This is a genomic window from Micromonospora sp. NPDC048835, assembly GCF_040649995.1.
In the GTDB taxonomy this organism is placed as follows: Bacteria; Actinomycetota; Actinomycetes; order Mycobacteriales; family Micromonosporaceae; genus Micromonospora.
Window position 1 is genome coordinate 1 of the sequence record NZ_JBEZGM010000006.1, and the last position, 26,841, is coordinate 26,841.

The 26,841-nt window shown below is 71.7% G+C and carries 18 protein-coding genes and 1 tRNA gene; 15 read left to right on the forward strand and 4 right to left on the reverse strand.

Translation table 11 applies throughout. From position 1 onward, the window contains the following. Positions 1–79: 79 nt before the first annotated feature. The 7 genes from AB0C15_RS09235 to AB0C15_RS09265 all read left to right on the forward strand — a co-directional run bounded on the left by AB0C15_RS09235 (position 80) and on the right by AB0C15_RS09265 (position 9,136). Positions 80–730, forward strand: a complete 651-nt coding sequence (locus tag AB0C15_RS09235) for a response regulator transcription factor (protein WP_357350362.1) — start codon at positions 80–82, stop codon at positions 728–730. Between the two features lie 666 nt (positions 731–1,396). Then, positions 1,397–1,966 (forward strand): hypothetical protein, encoded by a 570-nt coding sequence (locus AB0C15_RS09240; protein ID WP_357350364.1) that lies wholly within the window; start codon positions 1,397–1,399, stop codon positions 1,964–1,966. 243 nt (positions 1,967–2,209) lie between these two features. Then, on the forward strand, positions 2,210–3,757 hold the full coding sequence (locus AB0C15_RS09245) for a hypothetical protein (RefSeq protein ID WP_357350366.1): 1,548 nt from the start codon (positions 2,210–2,212) through the stop codon (positions 3,755–3,757). Then, positions 3,757–4,962, forward strand: coding sequence for a zinc ribbon domain-containing protein (locus AB0C15_RS09250; RefSeq protein ID WP_357350368.1), 1,206 nt, complete (start codon positions 3,757–3,759; stop codon positions 4,960–4,962). The genes AB0C15_RS09245 and AB0C15_RS09250 overlap by 1 nt, the downstream gene beginning before the upstream one ends. Next, complete coding sequence (locus tag AB0C15_RS09255) at positions 4,963–7,368, forward strand: GTPase-associated protein 1-related protein (RefSeq protein ID WP_357350370.1); 2,406 nt, start codon at positions 4,963–4,965, stop codon at positions 7,366–7,368. Positions 7,369–7,371: 3 nt separating this feature from the next. Beyond that, positions 7,372–8,967 carry a hypothetical protein gene (locus tag AB0C15_RS09260; protein ID WP_357350372.1) on the forward strand — a complete coding sequence of 532 codons (1,596 nt, stop codon included), beginning with the start codon at positions 7,372–7,374 and terminating at the stop codon, positions 8,965–8,967. Further along, entirely contained in the window at positions 8,954–9,136 is a 183-nt protein-coding gene (locus AB0C15_RS09265) for a hypothetical protein (protein ID WP_357350374.1), read from the forward strand. The genes AB0C15_RS09260 and AB0C15_RS09265 overlap by 14 nt, the downstream gene beginning before the upstream one ends. Here AB0C15_RS09265 and AB0C15_RS09270 read toward each other — a convergent pair. The 4 genes from AB0C15_RS09270 to AB0C15_RS09285 are packed head-to-tail and all read right to left on the reverse strand — an operon-like array spanning position 9,133 to position 16,404. Next, entirely contained in the window at positions 9,133–13,293 is a 4,161-nt protein-coding gene (locus AB0C15_RS09270) for a tetratricopeptide repeat protein (protein WP_357350376.1), read from the reverse strand. The two genes, AB0C15_RS09265 and AB0C15_RS09270, sit on opposite strands and share 4 nt — an antisense overlap. After that, a complete protein-coding gene (locus tag AB0C15_RS09275; protein ID WP_357350378.1) occupies positions 13,283–14,293 on the reverse strand; it encodes a MoxR family ATPase in 1,011 nt (336 codons plus the stop codon). The genes AB0C15_RS09270 and AB0C15_RS09275 overlap by 11 nt, the downstream gene beginning before the upstream one ends. A gap of 9 nt (positions 14,294–14,302) precedes the next feature. Next, positions 14,303–16,036: a trypsin-like peptidase domain-containing protein gene (locus tag AB0C15_RS09280; protein ID WP_357350380.1), complete on the reverse strand. Its 1,734-nt coding sequence runs from the start codon at positions 16,034–16,036 to the stop codon at positions 14,303–14,305. A gap of 20 nt (positions 16,037–16,056) precedes the next feature. Beyond that, positions 16,057–16,404, reverse strand: a complete 348-nt coding sequence (locus tag AB0C15_RS09285) for a CU044_2847 family protein (protein ID WP_357350382.1) — start codon at positions 16,402–16,404, stop codon at positions 16,057–16,059. A gap of 178 nt (positions 16,405–16,582) precedes the next feature. Here AB0C15_RS09285 and fdh point away from each other — a divergent pair, with 178 nt between their 5' ends. From fdh to AB0C15_RS09325, 8 genes are all read left to right on the forward strand, one after another. After that, complete coding sequence (gene fdh, locus AB0C15_RS09290) at positions 16,583–19,855, forward strand: formate dehydrogenase (RefSeq protein ID WP_357350830.1); 3,273 nt, start codon at positions 16,583–16,585, stop codon at positions 19,853–19,855. Next, the gene (locus tag AB0C15_RS09295) at positions 19,845–20,813 is read left to right on the forward strand and encodes a 4Fe-4S dicluster domain-containing protein (RefSeq protein ID WP_357350384.1); all 969 of its coding nucleotides are present in this window, start codon (positions 19,845–19,847) and stop codon (positions 20,811–20,813) included. Before fdh ends, AB0C15_RS09295 begins: the two co-directional genes overlap by 11 nt. Then, complete coding sequence (gene nrfD / locus AB0C15_RS09300) at positions 20,810–21,952, forward strand: NrfD/PsrC family molybdoenzyme membrane anchor subunit (RefSeq protein ID WP_357350385.1); 1,143 nt, start codon at positions 20,810–20,812, stop codon at positions 21,950–21,952. The genes AB0C15_RS09295 and nrfD overlap by 4 nt, the downstream gene beginning before the upstream one ends. 13 nt (positions 21,953–21,965) lie before the next feature. Next, positions 21,966–22,061: transfer RNA gene (locus AB0C15_RS09305), tRNA-Sec, on the forward strand. Between the two features lie 23 nt (positions 22,062–22,084). Beyond that, positions 22,085–23,389 carry an L-seryl-tRNA(Sec) selenium transferase gene (gene selA, locus AB0C15_RS09310; RefSeq protein WP_357350387.1) on the forward strand — a complete coding sequence of 435 codons (1,305 nt, stop codon included), beginning with the start codon at positions 22,085–22,087 and terminating at the stop codon, positions 23,387–23,389. Positions 23,390–23,391: 2 nt separating this feature from the next. Further along, positions 23,392–25,167: a selenocysteine-specific translation elongation factor gene (gene selB, locus AB0C15_RS09315; protein WP_357350389.1), complete on the forward strand. Its 1,776-nt coding sequence runs from the start codon at positions 23,392–23,394 to the stop codon at positions 25,165–25,167. A gap of 65 nt (positions 25,168–25,232) precedes the next feature. Continuing rightward, positions 25,233–25,430, forward strand: coding sequence for a hypothetical protein (locus AB0C15_RS09320; protein ID WP_088989536.1), 198 nt, complete (start codon positions 25,233–25,235; stop codon positions 25,428–25,430). Positions 25,431–25,510: 80 nt separating this feature from the next. After that, positions 25,511–26,788, forward strand: coding sequence for a hemolysin family protein (locus AB0C15_RS09325; protein WP_357350391.1), 1,278 nt, complete (start codon positions 25,511–25,513; stop codon positions 26,786–26,788). Positions 26,789–26,841: the final 53 nt, after the last annotated feature.

The window sequence follows — 26,841 nt, forward strand, 5'->3', positions numbered from 1 at the left end:
CGGATACCGGTGTTGTATCCGGACGAAACCGCAACGCCGCCGGGCGTCGTCCGGGCCCGCCGCAGGCCGGCCAGTTCTTATGAAACAGGCCTTAGTCCTCGCCGAAGACTCCACGCTGCTCCGCGAGGGCCTGACGCGGCTCCTCGCCGACGAGGACCACCAGGTGTTGGCGGCGGTCGGAACCGCGGATCAGCTTGTCGAGGCGGTCGGACAGTCCCGTCCCGACGTGGTCGTCACCGACGTCCGGATGCCACCGACCCACACCGACGACGGGCTGCGGGCCGCCCTGGAGATCCGCCGTCGGTGGCCCGACACCGGCGTCCTCGTGCTCTCCCAGTACGTGGAGCGGCGTTACGCCGCACGGCTGCTCGCCGACCGCCCCGAGGGGGTCGGCTACCTGCTCAAGGACCGGGTTGCCCAGGTGGACGACTTCCTCGACGCACTCGACCGGGTAGCCGCCGGAGGCACCGCCCTCGACCCGGAGGTGGTCCGTCAGGTGGTGGCCGGCTCGGACCGGCCCGACCCGCTCGGCCGACTCACGCCGCGCGAACGTGACGTGTTGCACGAGATGGCCCAGGGGCACACGAACCTCACCATCGCCCAGCGGCTGCACGTGTCGCAGAGCGCGGTCGAGAAACACGTCAACGCCGTCTTCGACAAACTCGACCTCGCGCACACGACCGGCTACAGCCGCCGAATCCTCGCGGTCCTGCGCTACCTGGGCACCTGAGCCGCCGGACCGACGTGCTTGGCCGTTCGTGATCGACTCGCGTTCCTTGGGACCGGGGTGTCCTTCCGTCCGGGACGCCCGGTTTCCGTAAACCCGAGTGGATCTCCCGGTTGTGGATCGGATGAAGCCCGGCGTCTGGTGTCATGCGGGTGGTTTGGGCGTTTCGCGAGGTCTGTCCTGTGACTGGGTGCACCGATGGGTCGGAATCGTGGCCGGGGCGGGGTCGTTACACACTCTGACGATCGCAGCACCAACCCGCCGGCCGCCCCTTTCGGGGGCTGGTCGCGGGTGGGAATGGCGGCCTCCGCCCGGTCGTTGCAGTCCCCACGACCGCAGGTACCGCCGCGATGTGGCTGCCGGATGGTTGAGTCGCCCCCGGAATGGCCTCGGCCCCCGGTTCGTTACACCTCCCACGGGCGACCGCAGGCACCGCCGCGATGTGGGTGCCGAACGGATAGGGCCACCCCCGGAATGACCCCGGCCCCCCGGTCGTTACACAGGAACCCGGCGCCACGAGCCCTGCGCCCGTGAGGTCGCCGACCCCGACGCCCCGGCAGGGCGTCACCCCTTCAGACTTTCCCCCCTTGTGTACGTGCAGCGCCGGACGAGGTGCTCACACCCGCGGCAGCGTGTGCGGGTGTCCTTACCCCCGAAGGAGCTACCCCCATGAACACGATCTTCCGTAAGAGCATGCTGTCCGTTGCTGGTCTCGCGTTCGCCGGTGGTGTCTTCGCCGGCCCGATCGCCGCCCACGCCGCCACCCCCACCGACACCAAGCCCGTCGCCGCGGCGATGAGCGTGCACACGGCCGCGCCGAAGCCGCAGGGCGAGCAGTCGCACATCACCCTCACCGACGAGCAGACCGCCAACGTCAAGGCGATCATCGCCGCCACGAAGAAGGCCGGCCTCCCGGAGCGGGCCGCGGTGATCTCGATCGCCACAAGCCTGCAGGAGTCGAAGTTGGAGAACCTGGGTCACCTGGGTGACGCCAACGACCACGACTCGCTGGGCCTGTTCCAGCAGCGCCCGACCAGCGGTTGGGGTACGCCGGAGCAGATCACCAACCCCGAGTACTCCACGACGGCGTTCCTCAAGGGCCTCAAGCAGGTCGACGGGTGGCAGGACATGCCCCTGACCGAGGCGGCGCAGACCGTGCAGGTCTCCGCGTACCCGGACGCCTACGCCCAGTGGGAGCAGCAGGCCACCGACCTCGTCACCCAGCACTGGAACAGCTGACCTGCACCACAGCACCACCGCACGACAGCGGCCGCTGGCCGGCACCCCTGACTCGGGTGCCGGCCAGCGGCATCTCCACGCGAAGTCGGAGTGTCCGTGGACTGACAGATGCTTGTAAACACCTTCAGGATTGTGATGATCTCGAGTCGTTGTCGTGAATGGATGGGCGGTGACGGTCCACAGTGGTTGCTAATGGTGTCTTCGACTGTTTCGTTCAGCCGCAGACCGGCGTTTGCTAACTCGATGGCGTTCGACGCCGAGCGTTACGACCGCGAGGTCATCAAGCCGCTGCGCGGTCGACACGGACGACTCCCCGCCGGTGACCTTCTCCTGCGCTACGCGGTCGAGCCCGGCTGGACCGCTGAGCAGTTGGCCGTACATCTCAGGCAGCTACGACAGTTCTGGCAGGACCGCGCCGAAGGGCCGGACAGCCGGGCAGAGATCTGCCAACTGCTGATTCAGGCCGACGAGGCACTCGTTCGCAACGTCGGTGCCCTGATGAACGACCCCGCGTGGTGGCAGGAACAGGCGGCGGCGACGCGGAGCGACGCGGCGCGGCCGTCGCGGACACCCCCGCCGAGCCTGGCTCGGGCGGAGCCACCTCGACCTGCCGAGCCACCCGCCGCGGTCCCGGATGACGCCCCCGGGTGGCGGGACGAGGCACGTGACTTCATCCGTGCCCGCCTCGACGACTCCGGCGCCGCTGTCCCGCGTCAACCACAGCGACCTGCCGCTCGACTCGGTCGGGTCGCCGGGAGCGGTGGCTCCCCGGACGGTGCGCCGAAGGTGTCGGACGGAGCATCGGATGCGGAGGCCGCCACACGGCAGGCAGGTGCGCCCGCGGACCTGAACGAGTGGGTGCGGTCGGTCCAACCCGCCGAACTCACCATCCAGGCGCTCGGTGCCCGCGACGACATGTGCCAGGTGCGGGTGTCCTGGTCAGCGGCGGATGCCGAGGGATTGGGGATCCGCTGGGGGGACACGCCGCCGCCCTGGCCGTCCGGGAGCGTCCTTCCCGTGTGGGCGCTGACGGCCTTCGGCAGGGAACTGGCGGGCACCCGCCAGGTGCACGTCGGCGAGGTGAGTCTCCTCGCCGACGTACCGGTGGGCTACCACCTCTACGTGCCGTACGTGGTGGAGCGGGACCAGGCTGTGGTTGGTCGGTTCGTCGCGCTCGGTCTGGCTGAGCCGGTCCGACGACTGAGGGCCGAACGCCGTGGGGACGACGTCATCGTCACCTGGGTCTGGCCGGAGGGATCGCGGCTGGCGACTGTCGAGTGGACGGCGCGGAGCGGCGTACGGCAGGAGCGTGTCACCCGCTCCGGCTACGCGGGGTCCAACGGTTTTCGCATCCCGGCCGCCCTGGATCCTGGGGTGGTCCGGGTCTCGGTGCTCACCGCCGTCGCCGCCGACGAGGCGTGTTCGCGGGCGCGCGAAGTCGAGCTACCGCCGCGGTCGATACCCGTTTCGTACACCCTGACCCGGCACCGGCTGTGGAGGTTCGGCCGGCGGGATCTCGCTGTCCGGCTGCGGGCGGAGGCGGATCTCGTCGACCTCGTCGTCACCGTCGTGCTCGGCACGGATCTCGCGATGCCGCCGTCCGCGGAACACGGGACCGTGCTCGTCGAGCACGAGGGCCTCAGCCTGGTCGCCCACCAGGCCCGAGAGTTGACGATCCCCGTTCCGGTGCTGCCCCGGCGTCAAGACCCGTACTGGGTCCGGTGTTTCCTGCGCGGTCCGGTACCGACAGTGGTCACCGGCCCTCCCATCGAATCGATGAGGTTGACATAGTGGTGAACGTCGCCTGCCCGTTCTGTTACGAGCGCATCGACGGCTCGGAGCTGTGGTTCCAGTGCCTGGGCAAGGGCGACGCGGACCACAAGGGTTGCGCGCCCGGCACCGACACGGCGCGCCACAACATGACCGGTTTCACCGAGACGATGCTTCCGGTCTTCGCACCCCCACGCAACCAGCGTCTCCGGCCGGCACGGATCGCCTGGTGCCCGGACTGCGGTGGCCGCACCGGTATCCGAGCGTGCCCCTCCTGCCACACCCCGGTGCCACCCAACTTCGGGGAGGCGTCCAGCCCGATGATCGCCATGTTCGGCGGGAAGGGCACCGGCAAGACCGTCTACCTGACCGTTCTCGCTCATGCGATGCGCAGCCGCGACCTGCGTCGTCGGTTCGGCGCGGACATCAGGATGACCGGCGACGGGCAGGGTGGCTTCAAAGCTCCGCGGGCGTGGCTGGAGCAGAACGTCGACCGGATGTTCACCGAGCACAAGCTGTTCGAGGCCACCCCGCCCGCGGTGGGCGGCCGGCAGAGTCCGCTGGTGTTCGAGTGGCGTGGTGAGCGCCGTCGGTGGCGGCGCAAGCCGGTGTACCGCACCAGCTACCTGTCGTTCCACGACACGGCGGGCGAGGATGTCGGCACCCTCAGCGGCGCCAACGACCTGGCCTACATCGGCGCCGCCGACGGCCTGATCCTGCTGCTCGATCCGTTCATGCTGCCCGAGGCGCGGGATCGGCTTCGACTGCCGCCGTCGGCGATCCGGTCGACGGAGGACACCATCGCGGTGGTCGACCGGCTCACCCAGAGCCTGCGCTCCAGTAACGGGGTGGGTGGCAGCCAGCGGATCACCAAGCCGGTCGCGGTCGCGTTCGCCAAGATGGATGCCTTCTTCGACGTGTTGGGCCGGGACCACCCGCTGTGCCATGAGCCCAAGCCTGGGCCGGCGTACGACGAACAGGTGGGCCGGGCCACCCACGAGCAGGTCGCCGCCCTGCTGCGGGACTGGGAGGGCGACGACATCGAGCAGCACCTGCGCATGAACTACACGACCTTCAGGTACTTCTTCGTCTCCGCGCTGGGGGCCCCACCGGATTACGACAACGCCATGGTCGAGCCCGGAGGCGTCCGCCCGTACCGGATCGACGAGCCGTTGCTCTGGCTGCTCAGCCTGCGCCGTTTCGGCGTCGTACCGAGGCAGCGCTGAATGACGGGGCGGTTCGAGGCGCTGATCTGGACTGATTGTCGGGAGGGCCAGGGGCTGCGCGGGACACCTGGTCTCCAGTTCCAGGCCCGGTCCGCGGGCGCGGACCGCAGGGCGGAGGCCGTCGTACAGCGGAACCTGCTCTACGAGCCACCGCCACGGTGGATGGGGCAGCGTCGGCCGGTCAGCGACTACCCCGCCTCGTTCGCCCACGTCTGGGACGGGTTGCTCGCCACCGCCGCCGGCGTATACCTGGGTCGGGAGAGTGTGGGGGGCCGGGAGGGTAACCAGCTCACCCACGCCATCGTCACCGACGACCCGGCCGCGTACGGCCTCGTGCGGCCGGCCCAGATGTTCGGTGCGCCGTTCTGGACCGCTGAGCCGGCACGGTCGACGCAGTGCCCGGCACTGCTCCCGGGCTGGCATCCGGGCTCGTTCGGCGCGGCCGAGGCGCAGACGTTCGTTCGCGGCACGCCCGACGGGGACGAGTTGCTCGGTGCGCTGTTGTCGACGCTGCGCCCTCCCTCCGGCCAGCGTGACCGGCGCGTTCTCTTCGTCGCCAGTGAGGCGGCCGAGGTGATGCGATGGATCACCGCGGTCACGCTGTTGATACCGCAGCGGGAGGCCCTGCGGATCGGGTTCAAGGTGTTCACGCTCAATCCCGCGTTCGCGCCGCATCGCATCCTCGCCGTGCACCCCGACTGGGGTGGGGCGGAGACCACGCTCGACAACGATCAGGGCTACGCCGTGTTCGACCTGGTCCGGCACGACTGGAGTCGGGTCACCCACACCCGGGCGGCGCGGCAGTGGACCGAGCTGTTCCTCGCCGAGGACCCGATGGACGTGGTGGACGCCGTCGAGGTCGCAGCGGCGTCCGGGCTCGACGACGACGGTGGCACCACTGTCGCTCTCGCGGCCATCCTTGGCCGCTGCCCCCCTCCGGAGCGGGTTGCCGGGTTGGTCGGTTGGCTGCGGCAGGGGCCGCCGCAGCTGGTAAAGCGTTACGGCGGCGGCATCGTCGACCTGCTGGTGGCGGCGGCGCCGCAGTGGCCGGTGGAGGTGGTGCGCAGCCTCGACGAGGTCAGTCGCGCCACCACCTCCTGGCATCGCGCGGCGCAGGTGCGGCTCGCGCTGATCGAGGCCGAGTTGCGCGAGGCGACGGTGGCGGGGGTCGTCCGCCCGGAGCGGGCCGCCCCGCTGGGCGGTGAGTGGACTCCGGCCGAGCACGAGCGGTCACTCGCCGCGATCACCAGGGAGATGCGCCTCGCCCAACCGCCCCTGTTCGAGGCCCTGCTGCGGCTGTGCGGGCGCTTCGGGCTCCGTCCGGCACCCGCCGATCTGCAACCCGGCCTGGATCGGTTCGTGCTCGACTGGGCCGACAACCCGGATCACACCTACCAGATCGCGTCGTGGGCCTGCGCGGAAGAGATCCAACGGCTCCTGCGCCACGAACTCGGCGAGCGCCTGGCGCACGAGCCGGACCGGGCGTACGAACTCGGCGACAGTTGGTGGGACGTACTGTTGCGCGAACCCATGCGACTCGACGAGCCGTTGGACGCGGCGGTGGTGGAGGCCGCCCTGCGTCATCTGCCCGCACGCCAGCAGATCGACCTGGTCGAACAGTGCCTGCGCACCGCGTTGGCCGCGACGCGCCCGGTCGCGATGGTGAACCGCACCGCCTCGGTCATCTGGACACACCGTGCCGTCAATCGTGCCGAGGCACACCTGTTGGCGCACCTGCTGCCCCGCGACACCCCGCTGGACCCACGGGTGTTCGCGCTGCTGCACCAGGAGGTCGTCGCTCACCGGTCACAGCGGGAGTACGTCGACGCGGCGCTCGTCGTGATAGCGCACGGCCTGTGGGCGCCGCAGGTGGACACACTCCGCGCCATCGCCGGGCACCGTGCGCTCGCCTACGTGTTCGACGAACTGGCCGACCCGACGTTCGACGGGTCGACGCTGCTCCGGGCCCTGGACGACGTGCCACCACATCTGGTGTGGGCGCAGATGCCGGACCTCTGCGAGGCGATAGCCCGGGCGCCGGTGGTCGCGGTGGCTCTCACCGTCCTCACCCACGTGCACGTCCAGCAGCTCACCGAGCCCTGTTCCCGCAAGCTGTGCGGCGAGTTGATGAACAACTCCAACCCCACACACGTCGCCCTGGCATTCGTGCTGCTGAACATCGGGTCGCAGTCGGCCGTGATGGCCTCGATGATTCAGGCGCGGGTACGCGCCGACCTTGAGCGGCAGGTGCGAAATGTGGTGTCCCGCTGTTCGGAGAAGCGGTTTCGGGAGATAACGACGCACATCGACGGGCTGGGGCCGATGTGGTCGGCACTGTGGAAGACGTTCACGCGCTCGCACCGGCGTGGTCTGGTCAGGCGCCTGCGGCAGCGTAGACGGAGGTGATGGATGCCTGGGCTGATCGGTGTCCCGCTCGTCGTGCTGGCGCTGCTCGTCGTGGTGACCGCGTACGGCCTGGTCGTGATCGTCCTGACGCCGTACGTGCTCTACGTGCTGTCGGCCGGCTTCCTCGCCGGGCTGGTCCTCGCCCTGGTCGAGGCCGCCCGGACCTACGCAGGGCTGCTCGACCCGCCGCGGGTGCGTACCCCGTCGGGCCAGTTCACGGCGGTGCGCCCCCGCAGGCCCTTGTCGCGGCACAGGGACTTCGCGTGGTCGCACTACGCCGTCTGGCAGGCGGGGTACGACCTGTGGGCCGTCGTCGAGCGTTGCCACCGCCACGTGACCCGGTCGTGGACCTCCGGGTGGCGGTCGCTGCCCCGACTGCCCCGCTTTCACCGGCGTTTCGGGCACAGGTCCTCGGACGGCGCCGGCCCGGACGGGTCGACCCGGACCCGAACCTGGACGGTGCTGCTGGCCTGGCCGGTGCTCGCCCTGCCCGGCGCGGGGCTCGCCGGCCTCACCGTGGGCGTGGTGACCGGCGTCGCCGTGCTCAGTGCCGTCGTCGTGGCGGTCGTCGTGTCGATCTGGATCTTCGGGGCGGCGGTGACCGCGGGGTTACGCGTCGCCGATCGGCGGTGGCGGGCCTCCTGGCACACGCAGACCTGCTGTCCGCACTGCTACTACCTGGTCGACCTGCCGGTCTTCGCCTGCCCGACGGCCCACCCGTCGCCTGCCCCGGCCGGTTCCGACCGGCACCGGGCGCTGCGGCCCGGCACCCAGGGGCTGTGGCGGCGGCGCTGTGGCTGTGGAACGTCGTTGCCGGTCCGGCAGGCGTCGGCGGGCACGCGGCTCACGGCGCGGTGTCCCAAGTGCGACACCCCGTTGGCCACCGGCACCGGGCGGGCCACCGAGATCAGGGTGGCACTCTTCGGCGCACCCGACGCGGGCAAGTCGACGCTCGTCGACGCCATGGTGGCCGCGCTCGCCGCACGTTTCCCCCCGGACCGCTGCGCTGTCGTGCGACGGCGCGACGGGCACGACGGGTTGCGAGCCGTCGGCGTGACACTGCAGGCCCACCGCGCCCCGCAACGGGTGCAGGTGTTCGACGCCCCCGGCCGGGGCCTCGTCGACCGGGAGACCTGTGCGACCTACGGTTACCTGGACGACACGCGGAACTTCGTCTTCGTCCTCGACCCCCTGGCACTGCCGGGGCTGCGTGAGCAGGTAGCGGAGCTGCCACCGCACCTGGCGCCGAGAGTGCCGGTCGCCGAGCACGATCTGGTGGACTCGTACGAGGCAGTGGTCATCGGTATGCGGTATCGGGGGGTCGACACGAGCCGCTGCCGGCTCGCGGTGGTGCTGTCCAAGGGTGACCTGCTCAGCCTGCTACCGGGGAGCGCACCGCTTCGGGCGGGTTCGACCGACATCGAGCGACTTCTGGTCGATCATGACCTCGACGGTCTCGTGACCTCGGCGAACCGGGACTTCGGCGAGGTTCGGTACTTCCTGCACGGCCAGAGCGACCCGCCGTCGCCCGGTCCGCTGATGTGGCTGCTGTGCGGCGAGCGCTCCCTCCGCTCGGAGGTGGCACGTGCGCTCCGCTGACCTGCCCACCTCCTATCGGGCGACCCGACTGGCCATCCTGGTCCTGACGTTCGCCGCCGCGATGGCGTCGGTGGCGTGGTCGGTGTGGGTCGGCCTGCCGCAGGCGGTCTCGGGCACCATGGCAGGCGTGCTGCGGGCCTCCTGGTGGGTGTGGAGCCCGTTCAGCTAGCCCTGGCCGCGGGCGCGTCGTCCCTCGTCCAGCAGGCGAGCCTGCACCCGGTGGCGGTTGGCGTGCGTCTCGTCGCCGACCCGCTCCCACAGGCCGGCGAGTTGGCGGTGCTCGCGCGCCAGGCGCTCGCGCAGCGTGGCGTTCGCCGCGTCGTCGCGGAACAGTCGGCCCCGGATCTCGCAGCTCTCGGTGAGCGCCTCGATGGCCGCTCCGACGTCGTCGACCTCCAGCAGCAGGCCGGCCTGCTGCCCGAGTACCGTCGCCAGGTCCTTCCCGTAACGGGCCGGGTCGGCGGTGGCAAGTCGGCGGTGGATGAGCACCACGTCGCGGAACGCCAGGATGGCCTCGTCGTGCCGTTCGAGGTCGTGCATCAGGACGGCCCGACAGTGGTGGGCCGTCGCCAGTGCCGCGAGGACGTCGGCGCTCCCGTCCGCGGCGAGGGTGCGGTAGAGCCGTACGGCCTCGTCCGCGGCCGTCAGCGCCGCCTGCGGCGACCCGACCTCCCCGAGGTCCATGGCCTGCCTCAGCAGGGCCTTCGCGAGGGCCGGGACATGGCTGACCTGGTCGCCGGTGACGAGTTGGCGGTGCACCCCCACCCGCTCGTCCTGCACCGCGAGAGCGGACGCGGCGTCGTGGCGGAGCCGGTGCAGCGCGGACAGAGTGCCGAGCGCGTCACCGAGGTGACCGAGGACCGCCGCCTGGTCGTGCGCCGATCCTTCGCCCGCCCCGGTCGTCCGGTCGCTGCGGCGTCGTTCCGCGTCGACGAGCAGCCGCGCGTGCCGTACGGCCGACTCCGCCGCGGCGAGCCCCTCGTCGGTGCGGTCCAGCTCACCGAGGAGCCGGGCCTGCCGGATCTCGCTGGTGCACACCGGGGTGAGGCGGCTGTCCGGTTCGTCGAGGTGAATCTGGTGATGGTGGGTCACCGCCCGGTTCGTGGCGGTGAGCGCCTGTACGGTCAGACCGGCGCGGTGCAGGTGGTCGGCCCAGGCGTCCAGGGTCGAGGTCAGCCGCTGCACCAACCGCGCCGAAGCCGACTGCCCGGCGGCGTCGACGATCCGTTGCCACAGGTCCACCTCGTCGGCGAGCACGTCGAGCACGTCCGCGTCTGATCCCTGGCTCAGCAGGAGCCGACGGTGCTGACCGAGCGCCTCCGCAAGCCAGGGCAGGTAACGGTCGATCTCGCCCAGTCGGCGGGCGCCCTGGACGAGGGTGGCCGACTCGGCCGCCGGCTGGTCGGCGAAGAGGGGCCCCGGGTCGGGCATGCCGTCGGCCACGGCCCGCACCATCGGGTGCGGGGTGCGGGGATCCCGCACCAACCCGCGCAGCCGGGCCGCCAGGGCCGGCGGCAGGGTGTGGGCGGTGGTGCCGAGTGCCCGCAGCAACGTCACCAGGAGAGCCGGCTGGTCGCGTACCACCTGCCAGAGTGGTTCGGCGAGGTGTGGGTGCCGGTGACACGCCGGGCCGAGCACCGTCATCGCTCGACCAGCTTGCGCCGGCGTGCAGAACCCGACGATGCCGGTGACCACGGCAGGGTTGCGCACCGCGGCGGTCACCGCGAGATCGTGTCGCACCGCGTCGGGCTCGACCGGCCCCCAGTATTCGCCGTCGGCGCCCGGATACAGCTCGTGCAGCCAGGTCGCCAGGCGGTGCACGGTGGACCGGTCGGTGGCGTCCTCCGGGCGGACCCGCCGGACGACCTCGTGGGCGTCGGTGATCCGGTCCGCGCCGTAGAGGGCGGCCGCCCCCATGTACTCGTCGAGTTGGCCCGGTCGTGCGTACGAGATCCGGGCGGCCACGGCAGTGCCCTCGCCGTACCGGCGCTCCTGGTCGACCAACGCGGCGACGACCTCCGGTACGGAGACGGGAGGCCGCTGGGTCCCGGTGCGCACGAGGAGTCGCAGCGCGGCCAGGTGCAGCGTGACCGGGGCGGAGTAATGGTCGTCGTCGGCGTTGGGCAGGGTCATCGAGGCGGCGTGCCGCCGCCAGTAGTCGGTGCCGGACCCGGCGTCCAACCGTGCCGCGAGGTCGGTCAGGGCGTCGCCGAGGGCGGCCTGCCGGGCGCGCCCCGCCGCCCAGGGCGCAGGCAACTGCTGGACCGTCCCCTCCCGGGACAGGGGATCGGTGCGGCGCAGTTCCTGCCACCAGTCGCCGGCGGAACGGGCGAGCAGGAGCAGACGCAGCGGCTTCGTGCCGTGTGCCGCGCGGGCGAGCTCTCGGCGCACCGCGTCCGGTCGCCGCTCGGCGTGGTCCACCACGACCAGCCCGCCGTCGACAGTGTCGGCGCCGGACACCGACGCGTTGCGCCAGCGCCCCGCACGGCTGTCGAGAAGTTCGAGCACCAGTCTGGTCTTGCCCTGGCCGGCGCCGCCGGTGATCACCCGTACCGCCGAGCCGGGGCTGTCGCACCACCGTCGCAGGTCGGCCAGTTCCGCCGAACGGCCGCTGAAGCGCACCACCCGATGGTGTGGCGCGAGCAGGTCCGCGGGTCCGTCCGTCGCCGTGGTCTCGTCGTGCGCCGCGGGATCCTCGCCACCTCCGTCACCCGGCAACGGGTCGAGGTCCGGGTCGCTGTCAGCCAGTTCCGCGGTATCGGTGGGCGAGGCCGCGGCGCGTGCGGTCGTCCGTGCCGCGACGCGGTCCAGCCTCGCCCGGCCAATGTTGTTGATCACCGCGAAGGGGCGGCTGTCGGTGGTGATCCCGGCCCGTCCGGGGCCCGGGGTGAGCGCGGTGAAGTGGTCGCGAGCCACCCCCACCCGGGCCTGCACCGCCTGGGACAGCTCGTCCAGCAGTTCCCCGGCACGGAACAGGTCTGGACGCTGCAGGGTGTCCAGGAGCAGGGGTTGGACTCCCTCGACGAAGCGGTAGCGTCCAGCCTGCCCGTCGACGACCCGCAGCAGGCCGCTGAGCAGCACCTCGGCCAGTTGCGACGGCGGGGCGGGACGGAACATGGCGTGTTGGATGTAGCGGATCACCGGCAGCACCGGCTCGCTCATCGCGACGTACCCGGCGAGACGGAACGCCTCGGGCGACGCCGACGAGCGGAAGTGCCGGACGCGGTCGGTCGGGCTGGGCGCCACCCGTTCCCGGACCGGCATGCTGGGGGTTCGTTCGTTGGTGACCACGGTCACCGCCGCCGTCACGGCCGTCGTGCCGGACAGGAGCCGGGTCCAGCGGCCGACCCAGCGCGGCGAGACCTCCAGCACCGGTACCACGGTGCCGTCCGAGGCGGGCAGGCCGTCGAACGCGGCGAACCGCAGGTCCGTGTTCGGCGCGCCCGGGCGTGGAGCGCTGAGCGCTCCCACCACGGTCCGTCCGCCGGTACGGGACCACATGCGTTCCGGTAACGGTTGCAGGATCGACACCGGGCCGTGCCGGGCCCAGCGGTGGAGGAAGGCACCCGCCGCACCGGTGTGCCAGATCCGGTGGACGCAGTCGCTGATGACGATGACGACGCGTCGTCCGGTGGGGTCGACGAGTTCGGCGGGGCGACGGGCTTCCCCACGCCAGCTCGACAGCGCGGCATCGACTCCGGCGTCATCGCCGTGCAGCCGCCACCTGCTGACCTGCCGGAAGACCCCCGAGGAGGCGAGCGTGTCGGCCACGCTTGTGGACAAGTCCCGCCACAGCGTCATGGAAGGGGTGCTGTCCACCACCACTGCCGCGTCGAGCCACCGCTCCGTCGACGGTGTCAGCACCGCACGCCAGGGTTGGTCGACAAGCATGTGTTCGGCGACGGCACGTACCGTCGCCTCCTCGTCGAGGACGTCGAGCCGCCGGTTCGGCACCCTCCGCATCAGCGGACGCAACGATCGCTGGAATCTCAGTCGGTCGGCGAGCGCGATCGAGCGGGGTACCGCGACTTCGGCGGCGGTCGCCGTTGCGGTCCGGGTCGGGGGTACGTGCAGGCTGGTGGGTGTCGGCGGGCGGGGCGGCACCGGCGCGGGCGCCGGGTCCGGCCCACTGACCGGTGCCGGCGCGTCGGCGAGGGCGTCGTCGACCGGCTCGGGCTCAGCCAGGGTGTCCGCCGCCGGCCCGGGTTGTACGGCAGGGGCGCGTGGTCGCAGGTGGTGCCCGAGCCAGAGCGTCTCCGCGAGGTCCCGCGCGGTCGGATCACCACCCGCCGCGACAATGGCATCGCGGAGTCTGTCAATCGTCATCGGACCGGCGGGACAGGTGAGTCATCACCTTCTCGGCGAGATGCACCCGGTCCACACCGCCGGAGCGGCCTGCCTGGTCAGTCAGGTAGATCGCGTTGAGCAACTGGTCCGTGGCGAGGTCGCCCGGCTCCCGACGCGCGAGGAAGGTGTCGATCAGGTCGGCGCTGTCCTGGGCCAGACCGTCGAGGTGCGCGTCGACGATGCTTGTCAGCTTGTCCTCGTCCGGCTGCGGGAGGGTGACCTGGATGCACCGCCGCAGGAACGCCGGTGGGAACTCCCGTTCGTCGTTGCTGGTCATGACGATGACCGGGAAGGCGCGACACCTGACCTGCCCCTGGTGGACGGGCACGCGATCGGTGCTGTCCGCCGTCATCACCTGGGCGTCGGCGGTACGGTCCGCCTGCCGCACCAGCTCGCCGATCTCGTACGCGCCGTCCTCGAAGATGGTGAGCAGATCGTTGGGAAGGTCGAGGTCGCCCTTGTCGATCTCGTCGATCAGCAGCACCCGGGGTTTGGTCGAGGGCAGCAGGGCGGTGCCCAGCGGACCCAGCCGGATGAAACGGCCCAGGTCTTCACCGTCGTCAGGTGCGGTGCCGCCGTCGGCATGTCGGCTGGTCTGGTAGAGCCGTGCCAACGGGTCGTACTGGTACAGACCGTCCTTCAGGGTCACCCGGCTGGTGATGTTCCAGCGCAGGGGTCGGCCGAGTTTCAGCTCGTGGGCGATCGCCGTCGCGAGCGTCGACTTTCCGGTGCCCGGGTGGCCCGTCACCAGCAGTGGACGACGTAGGTACAGGGCGGCGTTCACCAGTTCGACGGTGTCCGGGTCCGGCCGATAGTTCGCGCCTCGACGGATGTCCGCCTCGGTCTCGTCCACGTGCGGTGCGGTGGGGGTGGCGGTGTCGTCGAAGACCCGCCACGGTGGTGGGTTGGGCAGCCGGTCGACACCGTCGTGAGGAACTCCGGTGCCTTCATAGATCCACCATCCTGGTTTCTCGGACACGTTCACTCCTCACTCCGCGAAGCTCAGGCCGGTCGGTCGACGTCGAGGTTCGTCCCACAGCAGGGTCACATCGCGGCCGCAGTGTTCGTCCTCGTCGTCGAGTTCGCCGGCCTCCACCCGTAGATCGCGGACCCGCGCGGGCAACTCCTCGCTGCGGATGTCGCTCAGTCTGGTGGCCATCGTGCCGCTGAACCGCCTGCTGGCGCAGATGGTCTCGGTGTCGGGGCAGGCGCAGGCCGTCCGCTGCCACAGCAGGACCGGCAGGCCACTCGCCACCGCGGAGCCGATCCGGTCCGGTTCTGTCCAGCGGCCCGCCAGCCCGAGCGCCAGCGGGCGTTTCGCGGAGCGCAACCACGCCTTGAACTTCCGCAGCTCTTTGGTGCGGTGGGAGCAGTCGAGCCAGCTCATCGTGGCGTTCAGGTGGTCGGGACGCTCGCGGAGCTGTCGGGTCCGTTCCTCGATCATGCGCGGATCGGTGGTGTCGAACCATTCCAGGGCGCGGACCACGACCGGCCGGCTCCAACCGAGCGGTACCTGGTCGTGGTCGTCGAGGGCACGCCAGGAGTCGACGGGCCAGCCGAGGTGACCACGGGGCAGCACGAACTCGACGGCGATCGTCTCGTACGTGGCGTGCGCCATCTTCCGGTACGCCTCGGGCAGGTGCTGCTCGACGGTCTCCTGGATCCTGTCCTCGGTGACCGTCTCCTCAAGGATCCGCTCGTCGAGGCCACCGTCGGGGTTCGTGGCGGTCCAGATGGTGACGTGGTGGGCCTTGCGCCCTTCCGCCGACGGCGCGATCCGGACCACCACCCACCCGGGCCGGGATCCGAGGTCGTCGACTGCCGGCTCCACCGGCGCCGCGTCCTCCGCGTTCCACGCGTGTCGTTCCACCCACTTGCGCAGGGCGACGCTGTGTTCGGGGGACTTCAGGCCGATCCGCCGCAGGAGGGTGACGACGAGTTCGACAACCTCGTCGTCGGGGAAGGTGGTGTTCACCGCCAGCCACTCGACCATGGCGAGCACGCTGCTCATCGGCCGTTGCGGCAGGTCGGGGATGAGCCGGGTGGGGTGCCCCAGCACCGCCGTCGGCAGCCGGCGCATGTCGGGGAGCGTCAGGCCGTCCAGGATGGACCGCAGCTCCCGGTACGCGGTCGGGTCGAACGGGCCGAGTCGCATGCGGTCGATGATGGGTGGCCAGTGCCGGCCGATCTCGTCGAGCGGCAGCACCACGCCGGTGCGCATGTCCGGGTCCCGGTCGGCGGAGATCACCATGCCGACGACCTCGTAGGTCCCCTGTACGTAGGCGGCCGAGCCACTGTAACCGCGCTCCAGGCGGGTGCCTCTGGTCTCGCTCGCGGTGGTCTGGCACGCCTGCCCGGCCAGCCGGGGGTACGCGTCGGCGTGGAAGTGGGCGATCTGGCCGGTCTTCCGGTAGCCGTCAGGGAAGCCGAACGCGCCCAGCTCCTGTCCGGCGAAGATCTCCACCCCGTTCAGTGGTGCGAGCCGCGCCGGCTCCACCTCCACGGGCTCGGAGAGGCGGATCACCGCGACGTCACCCTCGTCGACCCTGCCTGCCGACCAGGGGCCCCGGAACACCACGGCACCGTCGAGGCCGCCGAGGCTGGGCTGCAGGAACGACACCCGCACGGTTGGCGCGTCACCCACCACGTGCGCGCAGGTCAGGATGTGTTGGGTGTCGATCAGGAAGCCGCTGCCGGATCCGCCCGCGGCGTCGACTCGCACCTGCCACCGCGGCGCGGCACTCACCGTTCGGCGTTCTCGATGCGCGGGGCACCGCCTGACCAGCTGAGCTTGACCGTGAGATGAGCGTCGACGCCGGTCCTGGCGAAGACGGCACCGGCCTCCGTGGTGAAGTTGACCCCGAACTCGATCTCGATGTCGTCCGGGCGGTGGACGGCTTCGCGGAAGGTCGCGAGGGCCTTCTGCGCCGCGACGTTGATCTCTCGCAGGCCGGCCTCGAATCGCTTCCGCGCCTCGACGATCTGGTCCGCACCGAGGCCCGCCTCACCGAAACCGGCCTCCCGCCTGTCGATTTCGAAGACGACCACCTCTCCGTCCTCGGTGCGGACACGCATCAGCTCGGTTGGCATCAAACCTCCCACGGGAACCCAGGTTCGGTTGAGCATCGACCACTGTGTACCGAGCCGCTGTCGGGTCGCTGACTCAACCGGCTCCTCGCGGATCCGGATCCGAGCACCCTCCCGCTCGCGAACATGTCTCAGGTGCCCTATGTTCAGGGGGTCGCTCGCGCGGGAGGGGGTGTCGGGGTTGGGTCTGCGGACCTTCATCGAGGGTTGGCCGGTCTACCGGCAGCTCACCGGCACGGACCCGCTGGGTCGGGGTGTGGCGGCGAAGTCGGACGGGTCCCGTGCGCTCACCGCCCGCACCGAGACCGCCGATTCGGTGGCGCGGTCGGTCTGTCCGTACTGCGCGGTGGGTTGTGGTCAGCGGGTGTTCGTCAAGGACGGGCGGGTCAGTCAGATCGAGGGTGACCCGGACAGTCCGATCTCGCGTGGTCGGCTCTGCCCGAAGGGTTCGGCGAGCAAGAGCCTGGTCACCAGTCCGCTGCGGCAGACCACGATCCGTTACCGGCGTCCGTACTCGACGCAGTGGGAGGATCTGGAGCTCGACACCGCGCTCGACATGATTGCCGACCGGATGCTCGCGGCCCGCGAGCAGACCTGGGAGGACGTCGACACGCAGGGCCGGCCGCTCAACCGGACGCTGGGTTTCTCCAGCCTGGGTGGGGCGACGCTGGACAACGAGGAGAACTACCTCATCAAGAAGTTGTTCACCGCGATGGGGGCGCTCCAGATCGAGAACCAGGCCCGTATTTGACACTCCGCCACCGTCCCCGGTCTGGGGGCCAGCTTCGGTCGTGGCGGTGCGACGGACTTCCAGCAGGACATCGCCAACGCTGACGTGATCGTCATCCAGGGTTCGAACATGGCTGAGGCGCACCCGGTGGGCTTCCAGTGGGTGATGGAGGCCAAGCGTCGGGGGGCGAAGGTCTTCCACGTCGACCCGCGGTTCACCCGTACCAGTGCGGTCGCGGACTCGTACCTGCCGATCCGCGCGGGCACGGACATCGCGCTGCTTGGTGGGGTGGTGCGCTTCATCCTGGACAACGAGTTGGACTTCCGGGAGTACGTGCTGTCGTACACGAACGCGGCGACGATCGTCAGCGAGCGGTTCAGCGACACCGAGGACGGCGACGGCTTCTTCTCCGGCTTCGACCCGGAGACCGGCACGTACGTGCAGGACAGTTGGCAGTACGAGGGGCATGAGGGCTCCTCGGGCAGCGGACACACCGCGAAGGAGCGGGACACCGCGGCCGGGCTGGAGCACGAGTCGCACGGCGCGGAGGTCGGCGGGCAGACGCAACGGGACGAGACGTTGCAGCATCCGCGCTGCGTCTACCAGATCTTGAAGCGCCACTTCGCCCGCTACACCCCGGAGATGGTGGAGCGGGTCTGCGGGATTTCGCAGGAGCAGTTCCTGGAGTTGGCCCGGGCGTGGACGGCGAACTCGGGTCGCGACCGCACCGGGATGCTGATCTATTCGGTGGGGTGGACGCAGCACAGTGTGGGTGTGCAGTACATCCGTACCGGCGCGATCATCCAGTTGTTGTTGGGCAACATGGGTCGCCCGGGTGGTGGGGTGATGGCCCTGCGCGGGCACGCCAGCATCCAGGGTTCGACCGACATCCCGACGCTGTTCAACCTGCTGCCCGGTTATCTGCCGATGCCGCACCACGCCGAGCACCCGACCTTCGACGAGTGGGTGGACAGCATCCGGCATCCGGGGCAGAAGGGTTTCTGGGGCAACGCGCGGTCGTTCGCCGCGAGCCTGTTGAAGGCGTACTGGGGTGACGCGGCGACGCCGGAGAATGACTTCTGTTACGGCTACCTACCCCGTCTGACCGGTGACCACGGGACGTACCAGCAGGTCCTGAACATGATCGACGGGAAGATCAAGGGGTACTTCCTGCTCGGGCAGAACCCGGCGGTGGGCTCGGCGCACGGTCGGGCGCAGCGGCTCGGGATGGCCAACCTCGACTGGTTGGTGGTCCGCGACCTGTTCATGATCGAGAGTGCGACGTTCTGGCAGAACGGTCCGGAGGTCGCCACCGGGGAACTGGTGCCGGAGGAGTGCCGCACGGAGGTGTTCTTCCTGCCCGCCGCGTCGCATGTGGAGAAGGAGGGCACGTTCACCCAGACGCAGCGGCTGTTGCAGTGGCGGGAGAAGGCCGTCGAGCCGCCGGGCGACGCCCGTTCCGAACTGTGGTTCTTCTACCACCTGGGCCGTAAACTGCGGGAGAAGCTGGCCGGGTCGCCACTGCCGCGCGACCGGGCGCTGCTCGACCTCACCTGGGACTACCCCACGCACGGTCCGCACGCGGAGCCGAGCGCCGAGGCGGTGCTGCGCGAGATCAACGGGTACGACGTGGCGACCGGCCGTCCACTGTCCAGCTTCGCGGAGGCCCGCGCGGACGGTTCCACAGCCGTCGGCTGCTGGATCTACACCGGGGTGTACGCGGATGGCGTCAACCAGGCGGCCAGGCGAAAGTCCCGGCACGAGCAGGACTGGGTGGCCGCCGAGTGGGGTTGGGCGTGGCCGGCGAACCGGCGCATCCTCTACAACCGCGCGTCCGCCGACCCGGACGGGAACCCGTGGTCCGAGCGCAAGCGGTACGTGTGGTGGGACGCGGAGAAGGGCGAGTGGACCGGCTACGACGTGCCGGACTTCGAGAAGACAAAACCGCCGTCGTACCGGCCGCCACCCGGGGCCTCGGGCACGGAGGGCATCGCCGGTGACGACCCGTTCATCATGCAGGGCGACGGTAAGGGCTGGCTGTACGCGCCAAGCGGTGTGCTGGACGGCCCGCTGCCGACGCACTACGAGCCGGTGGAGTCGCCGGTGCGTAACCCGCTCTACGGTCAGCAGGCCAACCCGACCCGCAAGATGTACGCGCATCCGGTGAACTCGGTGAACCCGAGCCCGCCGCAGGAGCACGACCAGGTGTTCCCGTACGTGTTCACGGTCAGCCGGCTCACCGAGCACCACACCGCCGGTGGGATGAGCCGGACGGTGTCACCGCTCGCGGAGCTGCAACCGGAGATGTTCGTCGAGGTGTCCCCGGCCCTGGCCGCCGAGGTCGGGCTGACGCATCTGGGCTGGGCGCACCTGGTCAGCGGGCGCGCGGTGATCGAGGCGAAGGTGCTGGTCACCGATCGACTCACCCCGCTGCGGGTGGACGGTCGGGTCATCCACCAGGTGTGGTTGCCGTACCACTTCGGTTTCGAGGGTCTGGTGACCGGCGACTCGGCCAACGACCTGTTCGGCATCAGCCTGGACCCGAACGTGCTGATCCAGGAGAGCAAGGTCGGCACCTGCGACGTGCGGCCGGGCCGTCGCCCGACCGGCCCGGCGTTGCTCGATCTGGTGGCCGACTACCAGCGGCGCGCCGGCATCGCCCCGGGCCAGCACGCCCCGGCCGTGACCACGAACAACGAGGGGAAGGAGCACGGTGCTTCCTGACCCGAACAGCCTGTACGGTCCGCTGGACCCGGCGCCCGACGCGGGCTATGAGAACGCTCCGCCGCGGATGGGGTTCTTCACCGATACCAGTGTCTGCATCGGTTGTAAGGCCTGTGAGGTTGCCTGCAAGGAGTGGAACGGGGTTCCGGAGAGCGGGTTGGATCTGCTCGGCATGTCGTACGACAACACCGGGGCGTTGACCGCGAACTCGTGGCGACACGTCGCGTTCATCGAGCAACCCCGCCCGGCCGGGCACCGCGCCGCGCCGGCGGACGTCCTCGGCGCGCCGGTCGACGCCGGCACTGACCGGCCGGTCGACGCGGGCCCGCAGTTCCTGGGGATGCCGGGGGCGCAGCCGCCGGGCCGGGGGTCGGGCGTCGAGGGTCGGACGGATTTCCGCTGGTTGATGATGTCGGACGTCTGTAAGCACTGCACGCATGCGGCGTGTCTGGATGTGTGTCCGACGGGTTCGTTGTTCCGGACCGAGTTCGGGACGGTGGTGGTGCAGGAGGACATCTGCAACGGGTGTGGGTACTGCATCTCGGCGTGTCCGTACGGGGTGATCGATCAGCGTAAGGACGATGGTCGGGCGTGGAAGTGCACGTTGTGTTACGACCGGTTGGGTGCGGGGATGACGCCGGCGTGTGCGCAGGCGTGTCCGACCGAGTCGATCCAGTACGGGCCCCTGGACGAGTTGCGGGAGCGGGCCGCGACGCGGGTGGCGACGTTGCGGGGCAGGGGGGTGCCGGAGGCGCGTCTGTACGGGCACGACCCGAACGACGGGGTGGGTGGTGACGGGGCGTTCTTCCTGCTGCTGGACGAGCCGGAGGTGTACGGGCTGCCACCGGACCCGGTGGTGACCACCCGCGACCTGCCGAAGATGTGGAAGCGCGCCGGCCTCGCCGCGCTCGCCATGGCGGCGGCGACCGTCGCCGCGTTCGTCGGAGGTTCCTCATGACCTCACCGGGCCCCGTGGGCGACCGGTTCCGTCGCTTCCGAGAACGGCTCGCTGACGAACACGGCAACCAGCCCTCGGTCAGCACCGCCCCGGGCGACCTGACGGTACGGCGGGACGCCGAAGGCCGGCGGCGTCGGCGGCGCGGCGGTGGCGGCGAGGAGTTGCGGGTGCCGGAGGCCGAATTCACGTCGTACTACGGTCGGCCCATCCTCAAGGGGCCGGTCTGGAAGTGGGACATCGCCGCGTACCTGTTCACCGGGGGTCTGGCCGCCGGCTCGTCGTTGCTCGCCGCGGGCGGGCAGCTCACCGGGCGACCGGCGCTGCGGCGCGCCGGTCGGGTCACCGCGCTCGCCGCCGTCAGCGCGAGCGCCGTCTTCCTGGTCAAGGACCTGGGCCGGCCGGCGCGGTTCCACCACATGCTCCGGGTGGCCAAGCTGACCTCGCCGATGTCGGTGGGCACCTGGATCCTCACCGTGTACGGGCCGGCGGCGGGCGTCGCCGCGATCGCCGAGGCGGCCGAGTTGCTGCCCCGGCGCGGTCCGCTGGGGCTGGTCGGCCGGGCGTTGCCGCCGATCGGGCACGCCGCCGGTCTGCTCGCCGCCGGCACCGCGCCGGCGCTGGCCACGTACACCGGGGTGTTGCTCGCCGACACGGCGGTGCCGTCGTGGCACGAGGCGTACCCCGAGTTGCCGGTGATCTTCGCGGGCAGCGCGTTGGCCAGCGGCGCCGGCGTGGGTCTGCTCGCCGCGCCGCCGGCCCAGGCCGGGCCGGCCCGCCGGATGGCGGTGGCCGGCGCGGCCCTGGAGCTGTACGGCACGCATCGGGTGGAGAGCCGCCTCGGCCTGCTCAGCGAGCCCTACCGAGTGGGCCGGCCGGGGCGGATGCTGCGCGACGCGCGGCTGCTGACCGTCGGCGGGGTGGCGGGCGCGCTGCTGGGCCGGCGGCACCGGCTGGTCGGGGCGCTCTCCGGGACCGCGCTGCTGGCCGCGTCGGTGCTGACCCGGTTCGGCATCTTCTACGGCGGGGTCGCCTCGGCCCGCGACCCCCGGTACACGGTGGTGCCGCAGCGCGAGCGGGTGCAGGCGCGGCGGGCCGGCATGGATCTTCCATCTGATCGGGCGGACCCGCCCGTGGTGTGATCGAATGTCCGGTGGAGGCGTTCAGGCGGCTGGTGCCCCTCCCGGTCTTCAAAACCGGAGTGGTCCGGGACCCGGGCCAGGCGGGTTCGATTCCCGTCCGTCTCCGCCACACCGCTTGCAGGAGATGACGTGATGGGCGACGGCCCGGTGGACCCGCGACGCCGGGTGCCCCGTACGGATACGCTGCTGGCCGATCCGGTGCTGGCCGCCGCCACCGCGACTCTCGGCCGGGAGCAGGTCAAGGCGGTCGTCTCCCGCGCGCAGGCCCGCGCCCGCCGCGGTGAGATCAACCCCGACGAGGTACGCGACGACGCGGTCGCCGCGCTGCCCACGCCCGGCCCCCGGGTGGTGCTCAACGCCACCGGTGTCGTGCTGCACACCAACCTGGGCCGGGCGCCGTTGTCGTCCGCCGCGGTCGCCGCGGTGGTGGCCGCCGCCGGGCACACCGACGTCGAGTTGGACCTGGCCACCGGCCGGCGGGCCCGTCGGGGCAGGGGCGCGCTCGACGCGCTGGCCGCCGCCGTGCCCGACGCGGGCGCCGTGCACGTGGTGAACAACGGCGCCGCCGCGCTGGTGCTTGCCGCCACCGCGTTGGCCGCCGGCCGGGAGATCGTGGTCAGTCGGGGCGAGCTGGTCGAGATCGGGGACGGTTTCCGCCTGCCCGACCTGCTGGAGAGCACCGGCGCGCGGCTGCGCGAGGTGGGCACCACCAACCGCACCACTCTCGCGGACTACGCGGCGGCGCTCGGCCCGCAGACCGGTTTCGTGCTCAAGGTGCATCCGTCGAACTTCCGGGTCACCGGCTTCACCTCGGCGACCCCGGTGCGGCACCTGGCCACCCTCGGGGTGCCGGTGGTCGCCGACATCGGCTCCGGTCTGCTCACCGCGGACTCGTTGCTGCCCGACGAACCGGACGCGGCAAGCACCCTGCGCGCCGGCGCCGCACTCGTCACCGCCAGCGGCGACAAGCTGCTCGGTGGGCCGCAGGCGGGGCTGCTGTTCGGCGACGCCGAGGTGGTCGACCGGCTGCGCCGTCACCCGCTGGCCCGGGCGCTGCGGGTGGACAAGCTCACCCTGGCCGCGCTCGCCGCCACCCTGCACCAACCGGACACCCCGACCCGGGCGGCGCTGCACGCCGACCCGGGCGTCCTGCGGGAACGGGTGGAGCGGCTGCGGGACCGCCTCGGCGCGGACGGCCGCAAGGCGGAGGTGGTGCCGGCCGTCGCGGTGGTCGGCGGGGGCGGCGCCCCCGGCGTGGAGTTGGACTCGTGGGCGTTGAGCCTGCCCGAGCGGTACGCGTTCCCACTGCGCACTGGCGACCAGCCGGTTCTCGGCCGGGTGGTGCGCGGGCGACTCCTGCTCGACCTGCGCTGTGTGCCCGCCGACGCCGACGACGCCGTCCGTGCGGCGGTGCTGCGCGTACCCGGGGACGACTGAACGTGTTCGTCGTCGCGACCGCCGGGCACGTCGACCACGGCAAGTCGACACTGGTCCGGGCGTTGACCGGGATGGAACCCGACAGGTGGGCCGAGGAACGCCGCCGGGGGATGACCATCGACCTGGGCTTCGCCTGGACGACGTTGCCGTCCGGCGGCACCGTCGCCTTCGTCGACGTACCCGGGCACGAACGGTTCGTGCCGAACATGCTCGCCGGGGTCGGCCCGGTTCCGGCGGCGCTGATCGTGGTAGCCGCCGACGAGGGCTGGATGCCGCAGTCCGCCGAGCACCTGGCCGCGCTCGACGCGCTCGGTGTCGGGCACGGCCTGCTGGCGGTGACCCGCGCGGACCTGGCCGACCCGGGCCCGGCCACCGCCCGCGCCCGCACCGAGATCGCCGCGACAAGCCTCGGCGCGGTGCCGGCGGTGGCGGTCAGTGGGCTGACCGGCGCCGGCCTGCCGGAGCTGCGGGCCGCCCTGGACCGGCTCGGCGCCCAGCTACCCGCGCCGGTCGTGGACGACCCGGTCCGCCTCTGGGTGGACCGCAGCTTCACCGTGCGGGGCAGCGGGACCGTCGTCACTGGCACCCTCGGCGGCGGCCGGCTGCGGGTCGGCGACGAACTGGAGCTGGCCGGCGCCGACGAGCCGGTCCGCGTCCGTGGCCTGCACTGCCTGGGCGAGGCCCGCGCGGAGGCGGCGGCGGTCGCCCGGGTGGCGGTCAACCTGCGGGGTACGCCCCGCGACCGGCTCGGCCGGGGCGACGCGCTGCTCACCCCGGGCCGGTTCCACCACACCGACCTCGTCGACGTCCGGCTCACCGGCGACCCGGCCGCCGACCTGCCGGCCACCCTCACCCTGCACGTCGGGTCGGCTGCGGTGCCGGTACGGGTGCGTCCGCTCGGCCCGGACACCGTCCGGCTGCGGTTGGCCCGTCCGTTGCCGCTGCTGGTCGGTGACCGGGCGCTGCTGCGGGACCCGGGCCGCCACCATGTCAGCGGCGGGGTGCGGGTGCTCGACGTGGCACCCCCACCGCTGGGCCGACGGGGTGCGGCCGCCGCCCGCGCCCAGGTCCTCGCCGAGCTGGACGGTCGACCCGACCTGGCCGGGGAGCTGCGCCGTCGCCGGCTGATCCGGGCCGGCGCGTTGGTCCGGATGGGTGTGCCGGTGCCGACCGGCCCGGGGCGCGACAGCCCGTCGCCGGTGGCCGGTGACTGGTTGGCCGACCCCGGGCACTGGCGGTGGCTCGGCGAACAGGTGACCGAGCAGGTCACCCGGTACGCGCGGGAGCACCCGTTGGAGCCCGGGATGCCCGTCGACGCGCTGCGTCAGCGTCTCGCCCTGCCCGACCGGGTGCTTGTCGAGGCGCTGGTCCGGCCGCCGCTGCGGATCCACGCCGGCCGGGTCGGGGCGGCCGGCGTCGACGTGCTGCCCGAGGCGGTGGCCCGGGCCGTGCGGCGGGTCCGCGCCGAGTACGGTGACCGGCCCTTCCGCGCCCCGGAAACGGACCGCCTCGTCGACCTCGGTCTGGGCCCCCGCGAGATCGGCGCCGCGGTGCGGGCCGGGGCCCTGTTGCGGCTCGCCGACAACGTGGTGCTGCTGCCCGACGTGCTCGACGACGCGGTCCGGGTGCTGGCCGGGTTGCCGCAGCCGTTCACCCTCTCCGCGGCGCGGCAGGCGTTGGACACCACCCGCCGGGTGGCGGTGCCCCTGCTGGAGTTGCTGGACCGGCGGGGCGCGACCCGTCGACTGCCCGACGACGCCCGGATCGTCGTCACCTGAGCGCGGCGGCAGCCGTGCTGGGCCAACCGGCCACCTGATCGGCGACGGTCACCTACGGTGACGCCATGGACCCTTCGGCGGTCTGGCGCGACCGGCAGCACCAGTGGCGGATCGAGGCGTACCGGGCGCCGGACCTCCGTTTCGCCATCTACGCCACGAATGGTCCGACCGAGTCGGTGCCGCTGTGGCTGTTCGGGATGTCGGCGCTGGCCCGGTGGTTGATGACGCACTCCATCTCGCTCGACGACCTGGAGGTCGACTGAGCGGGGGCGCGCCCGCAAACCGCACCCACGGTGCGCCCCGCTGCGGTTGAGTGGCCTCAGGAGGCGGACGGGGGTGCGCGATGGGCGGTCAGCTCGGGCAGTTGGCGTTGGTGGCCGTGCTGGTGCTCGTCAACGCCGCGCTCTCGGGCAGTGAGATGGCGCTGGTGACGCTGCGCGAGGGGCAGTTGCGGCGGTTGGGTCGGCGCAGCCGCGCCGGCGACCGGCTGGTGCAGTTGTCCCGCGACCCGAACCGCTACCTGGCCACCATTCAGCTCGGCATCACCCTGGCCGGGTTCCTCGCCTCGGCGGCGGCCGCGGTGTCGTTGGCCAGCCCACTCGTGGGCCCGTTGGGGTTCCTCGGCGCGGCGGCGCGTCCCGCGGCGGTGCTGCTGGTGACGGTGCTGCTGACGTTCGTGACGCTGGTGCTCGGCGAGTTGGCCCCGAAGCGGCTGGCCATGCAGCGGGCCGAGCGGTGGGCGCTGCTGAGCGCCGGCCCGCTGGATCTGCTGGCCCGGGTGTCCCGGCCGGCGGTGTGGTTGCTCAGCCGGGCCACCGACGCGGTCGTGCGGCTCGCCGGTGGTGACCCGCGGGCCAACCGGGAGGAGATGACCGAGGAGGAGTTGCGGGAGGTGCTGGCCAGCCAGCGCGGCCTGTCGGCCCAGCAGCGGGAGATCCTGACCGGCGCGTTCGACATCGCCGGCCGGACGTTGCGCGAGATCCTGGTGGCCCGGCGGGCCGTGACGACCCTGCCGGCCGGCCTGCCCGCCGACGAGGGGGTTCGGCGGTTGGCCGCCGCCGGGCGGTCCCGCGCTCCGGTCACTGGCCCCGGCGGCCTGGACGAGGTGCTCGGGGTGGTGCACATCCGCGACCTGGTCCGGGCCGGCGCCGCCCCGGTGGGGGAGCGGGTCCGTTCGCCGCTGCTGCTGCCGGTGACCCTGCCGGTCGCCGACGCGATGCGTCAGTTGCGGCAGGAGCACCAGCAACTGGCCCTGGTCGTCGACGAACACGGGGGCATCGACGGCATGGTCACCATGGAGGACCTGCTGGCCGAGGTGGTCGGCGAGTTGTACGACGAGACCGACCGGGACGTGCACGGCGTCGTTCGGGAGGCCGACGGGTCGCTGCTGGTGCCCGGTGACTTCCCGCTGCACGACCTGCCCGACCTGGGGGTGCGGCTGAGCTTTCCGTTGTCCCGGGACTACACGACGGTGGCTGGTCTGGTGCTGGCCCGGTTGCGGCACCTGCCGGACCAGCCGGGCGAGACGGTGCGGCTGCCCGGGTTGACCCTGCAGGTGGTCGAGGTCGCCGACCGGGCGGTACGCCGGGTGCGGCTCTGCGGGTTCGTCACCGAGCGCTGACAGTTCACCCAGAAGGCTGACAAAAACCACAAAATGGTACGACGGCGGCCGTG

Excerpts from the sequence above, each read along its gene's own strand:
- AB0C15_RS09325 (WP_357350391.1), top strand. The coding sequence starts at position 25,511 with ATGGGCGGTCAGCTCGGGCAGTTGGCGTTGGTGGCCGTGCTGGTGCTC.
- selA (WP_357350387.1), top strand. The coding sequence starts at position 22,085 with ATGGGCGACGGCCCGGTGGACCCGCGACGCCGGGTGCCCCGTACGGAT.
- AB0C15_RS09240 (WP_357350364.1), top strand. The coding sequence starts at position 1,397 with ATGAACACGATCTTCCGTAAGAGCATGCTGTCCGTTGCTGGTCTCGCG.
- AB0C15_RS09260 (WP_357350372.1), top strand. The coding sequence starts at position 7,372 with ATGCCTGGGCTGATCGGTGTCCCGCTCGTCGTGCTGGCGCTGCTCGTC.
- AB0C15_RS09270 (WP_357350376.1), bottom strand. The coding sequence starts at position 13,293 with ATGACGATTGACAGACTCCGCGATGCCATTGTCGCGGCGGGTGGTGAT.
- AB0C15_RS09245 (WP_357350366.1), top strand. The coding sequence starts at position 2,210 with ATGGCGTTCGACGCCGAGCGTTACGACCGCGAGGTCATCAAGCCGCTG.
- AB0C15_RS09320 (WP_088989536.1), top strand. The coding sequence starts at position 25,233 with ATGGACCCTTCGGCGGTCTGGCGCGACCGGCAGCACCAGTGGCGGATC.
- AB0C15_RS09255 (WP_357350370.1), top strand. The coding sequence starts at position 4,963 with ATGACGGGGCGGTTCGAGGCGCTGATCTGGACTGATTGTCGGGAGGGC.
- AB0C15_RS09285 (WP_357350382.1), bottom strand. The coding sequence starts at position 16,404 with ATGCCAACCGAGCTGATGCGTGTCCGCACCGAGGACGGAGAGGTGGTC.
- nrfD (WP_357350385.1), top strand. The coding sequence starts at position 20,810 with ATGACCTCACCGGGCCCCGTGGGCGACCGGTTCCGTCGCTTCCGAGAA.
- AB0C15_RS09235 (WP_357350362.1), top strand. The coding sequence starts at position 80 with ATGAAACAGGCCTTAGTCCTCGCCGAAGACTCCACGCTGCTCCGCGAG.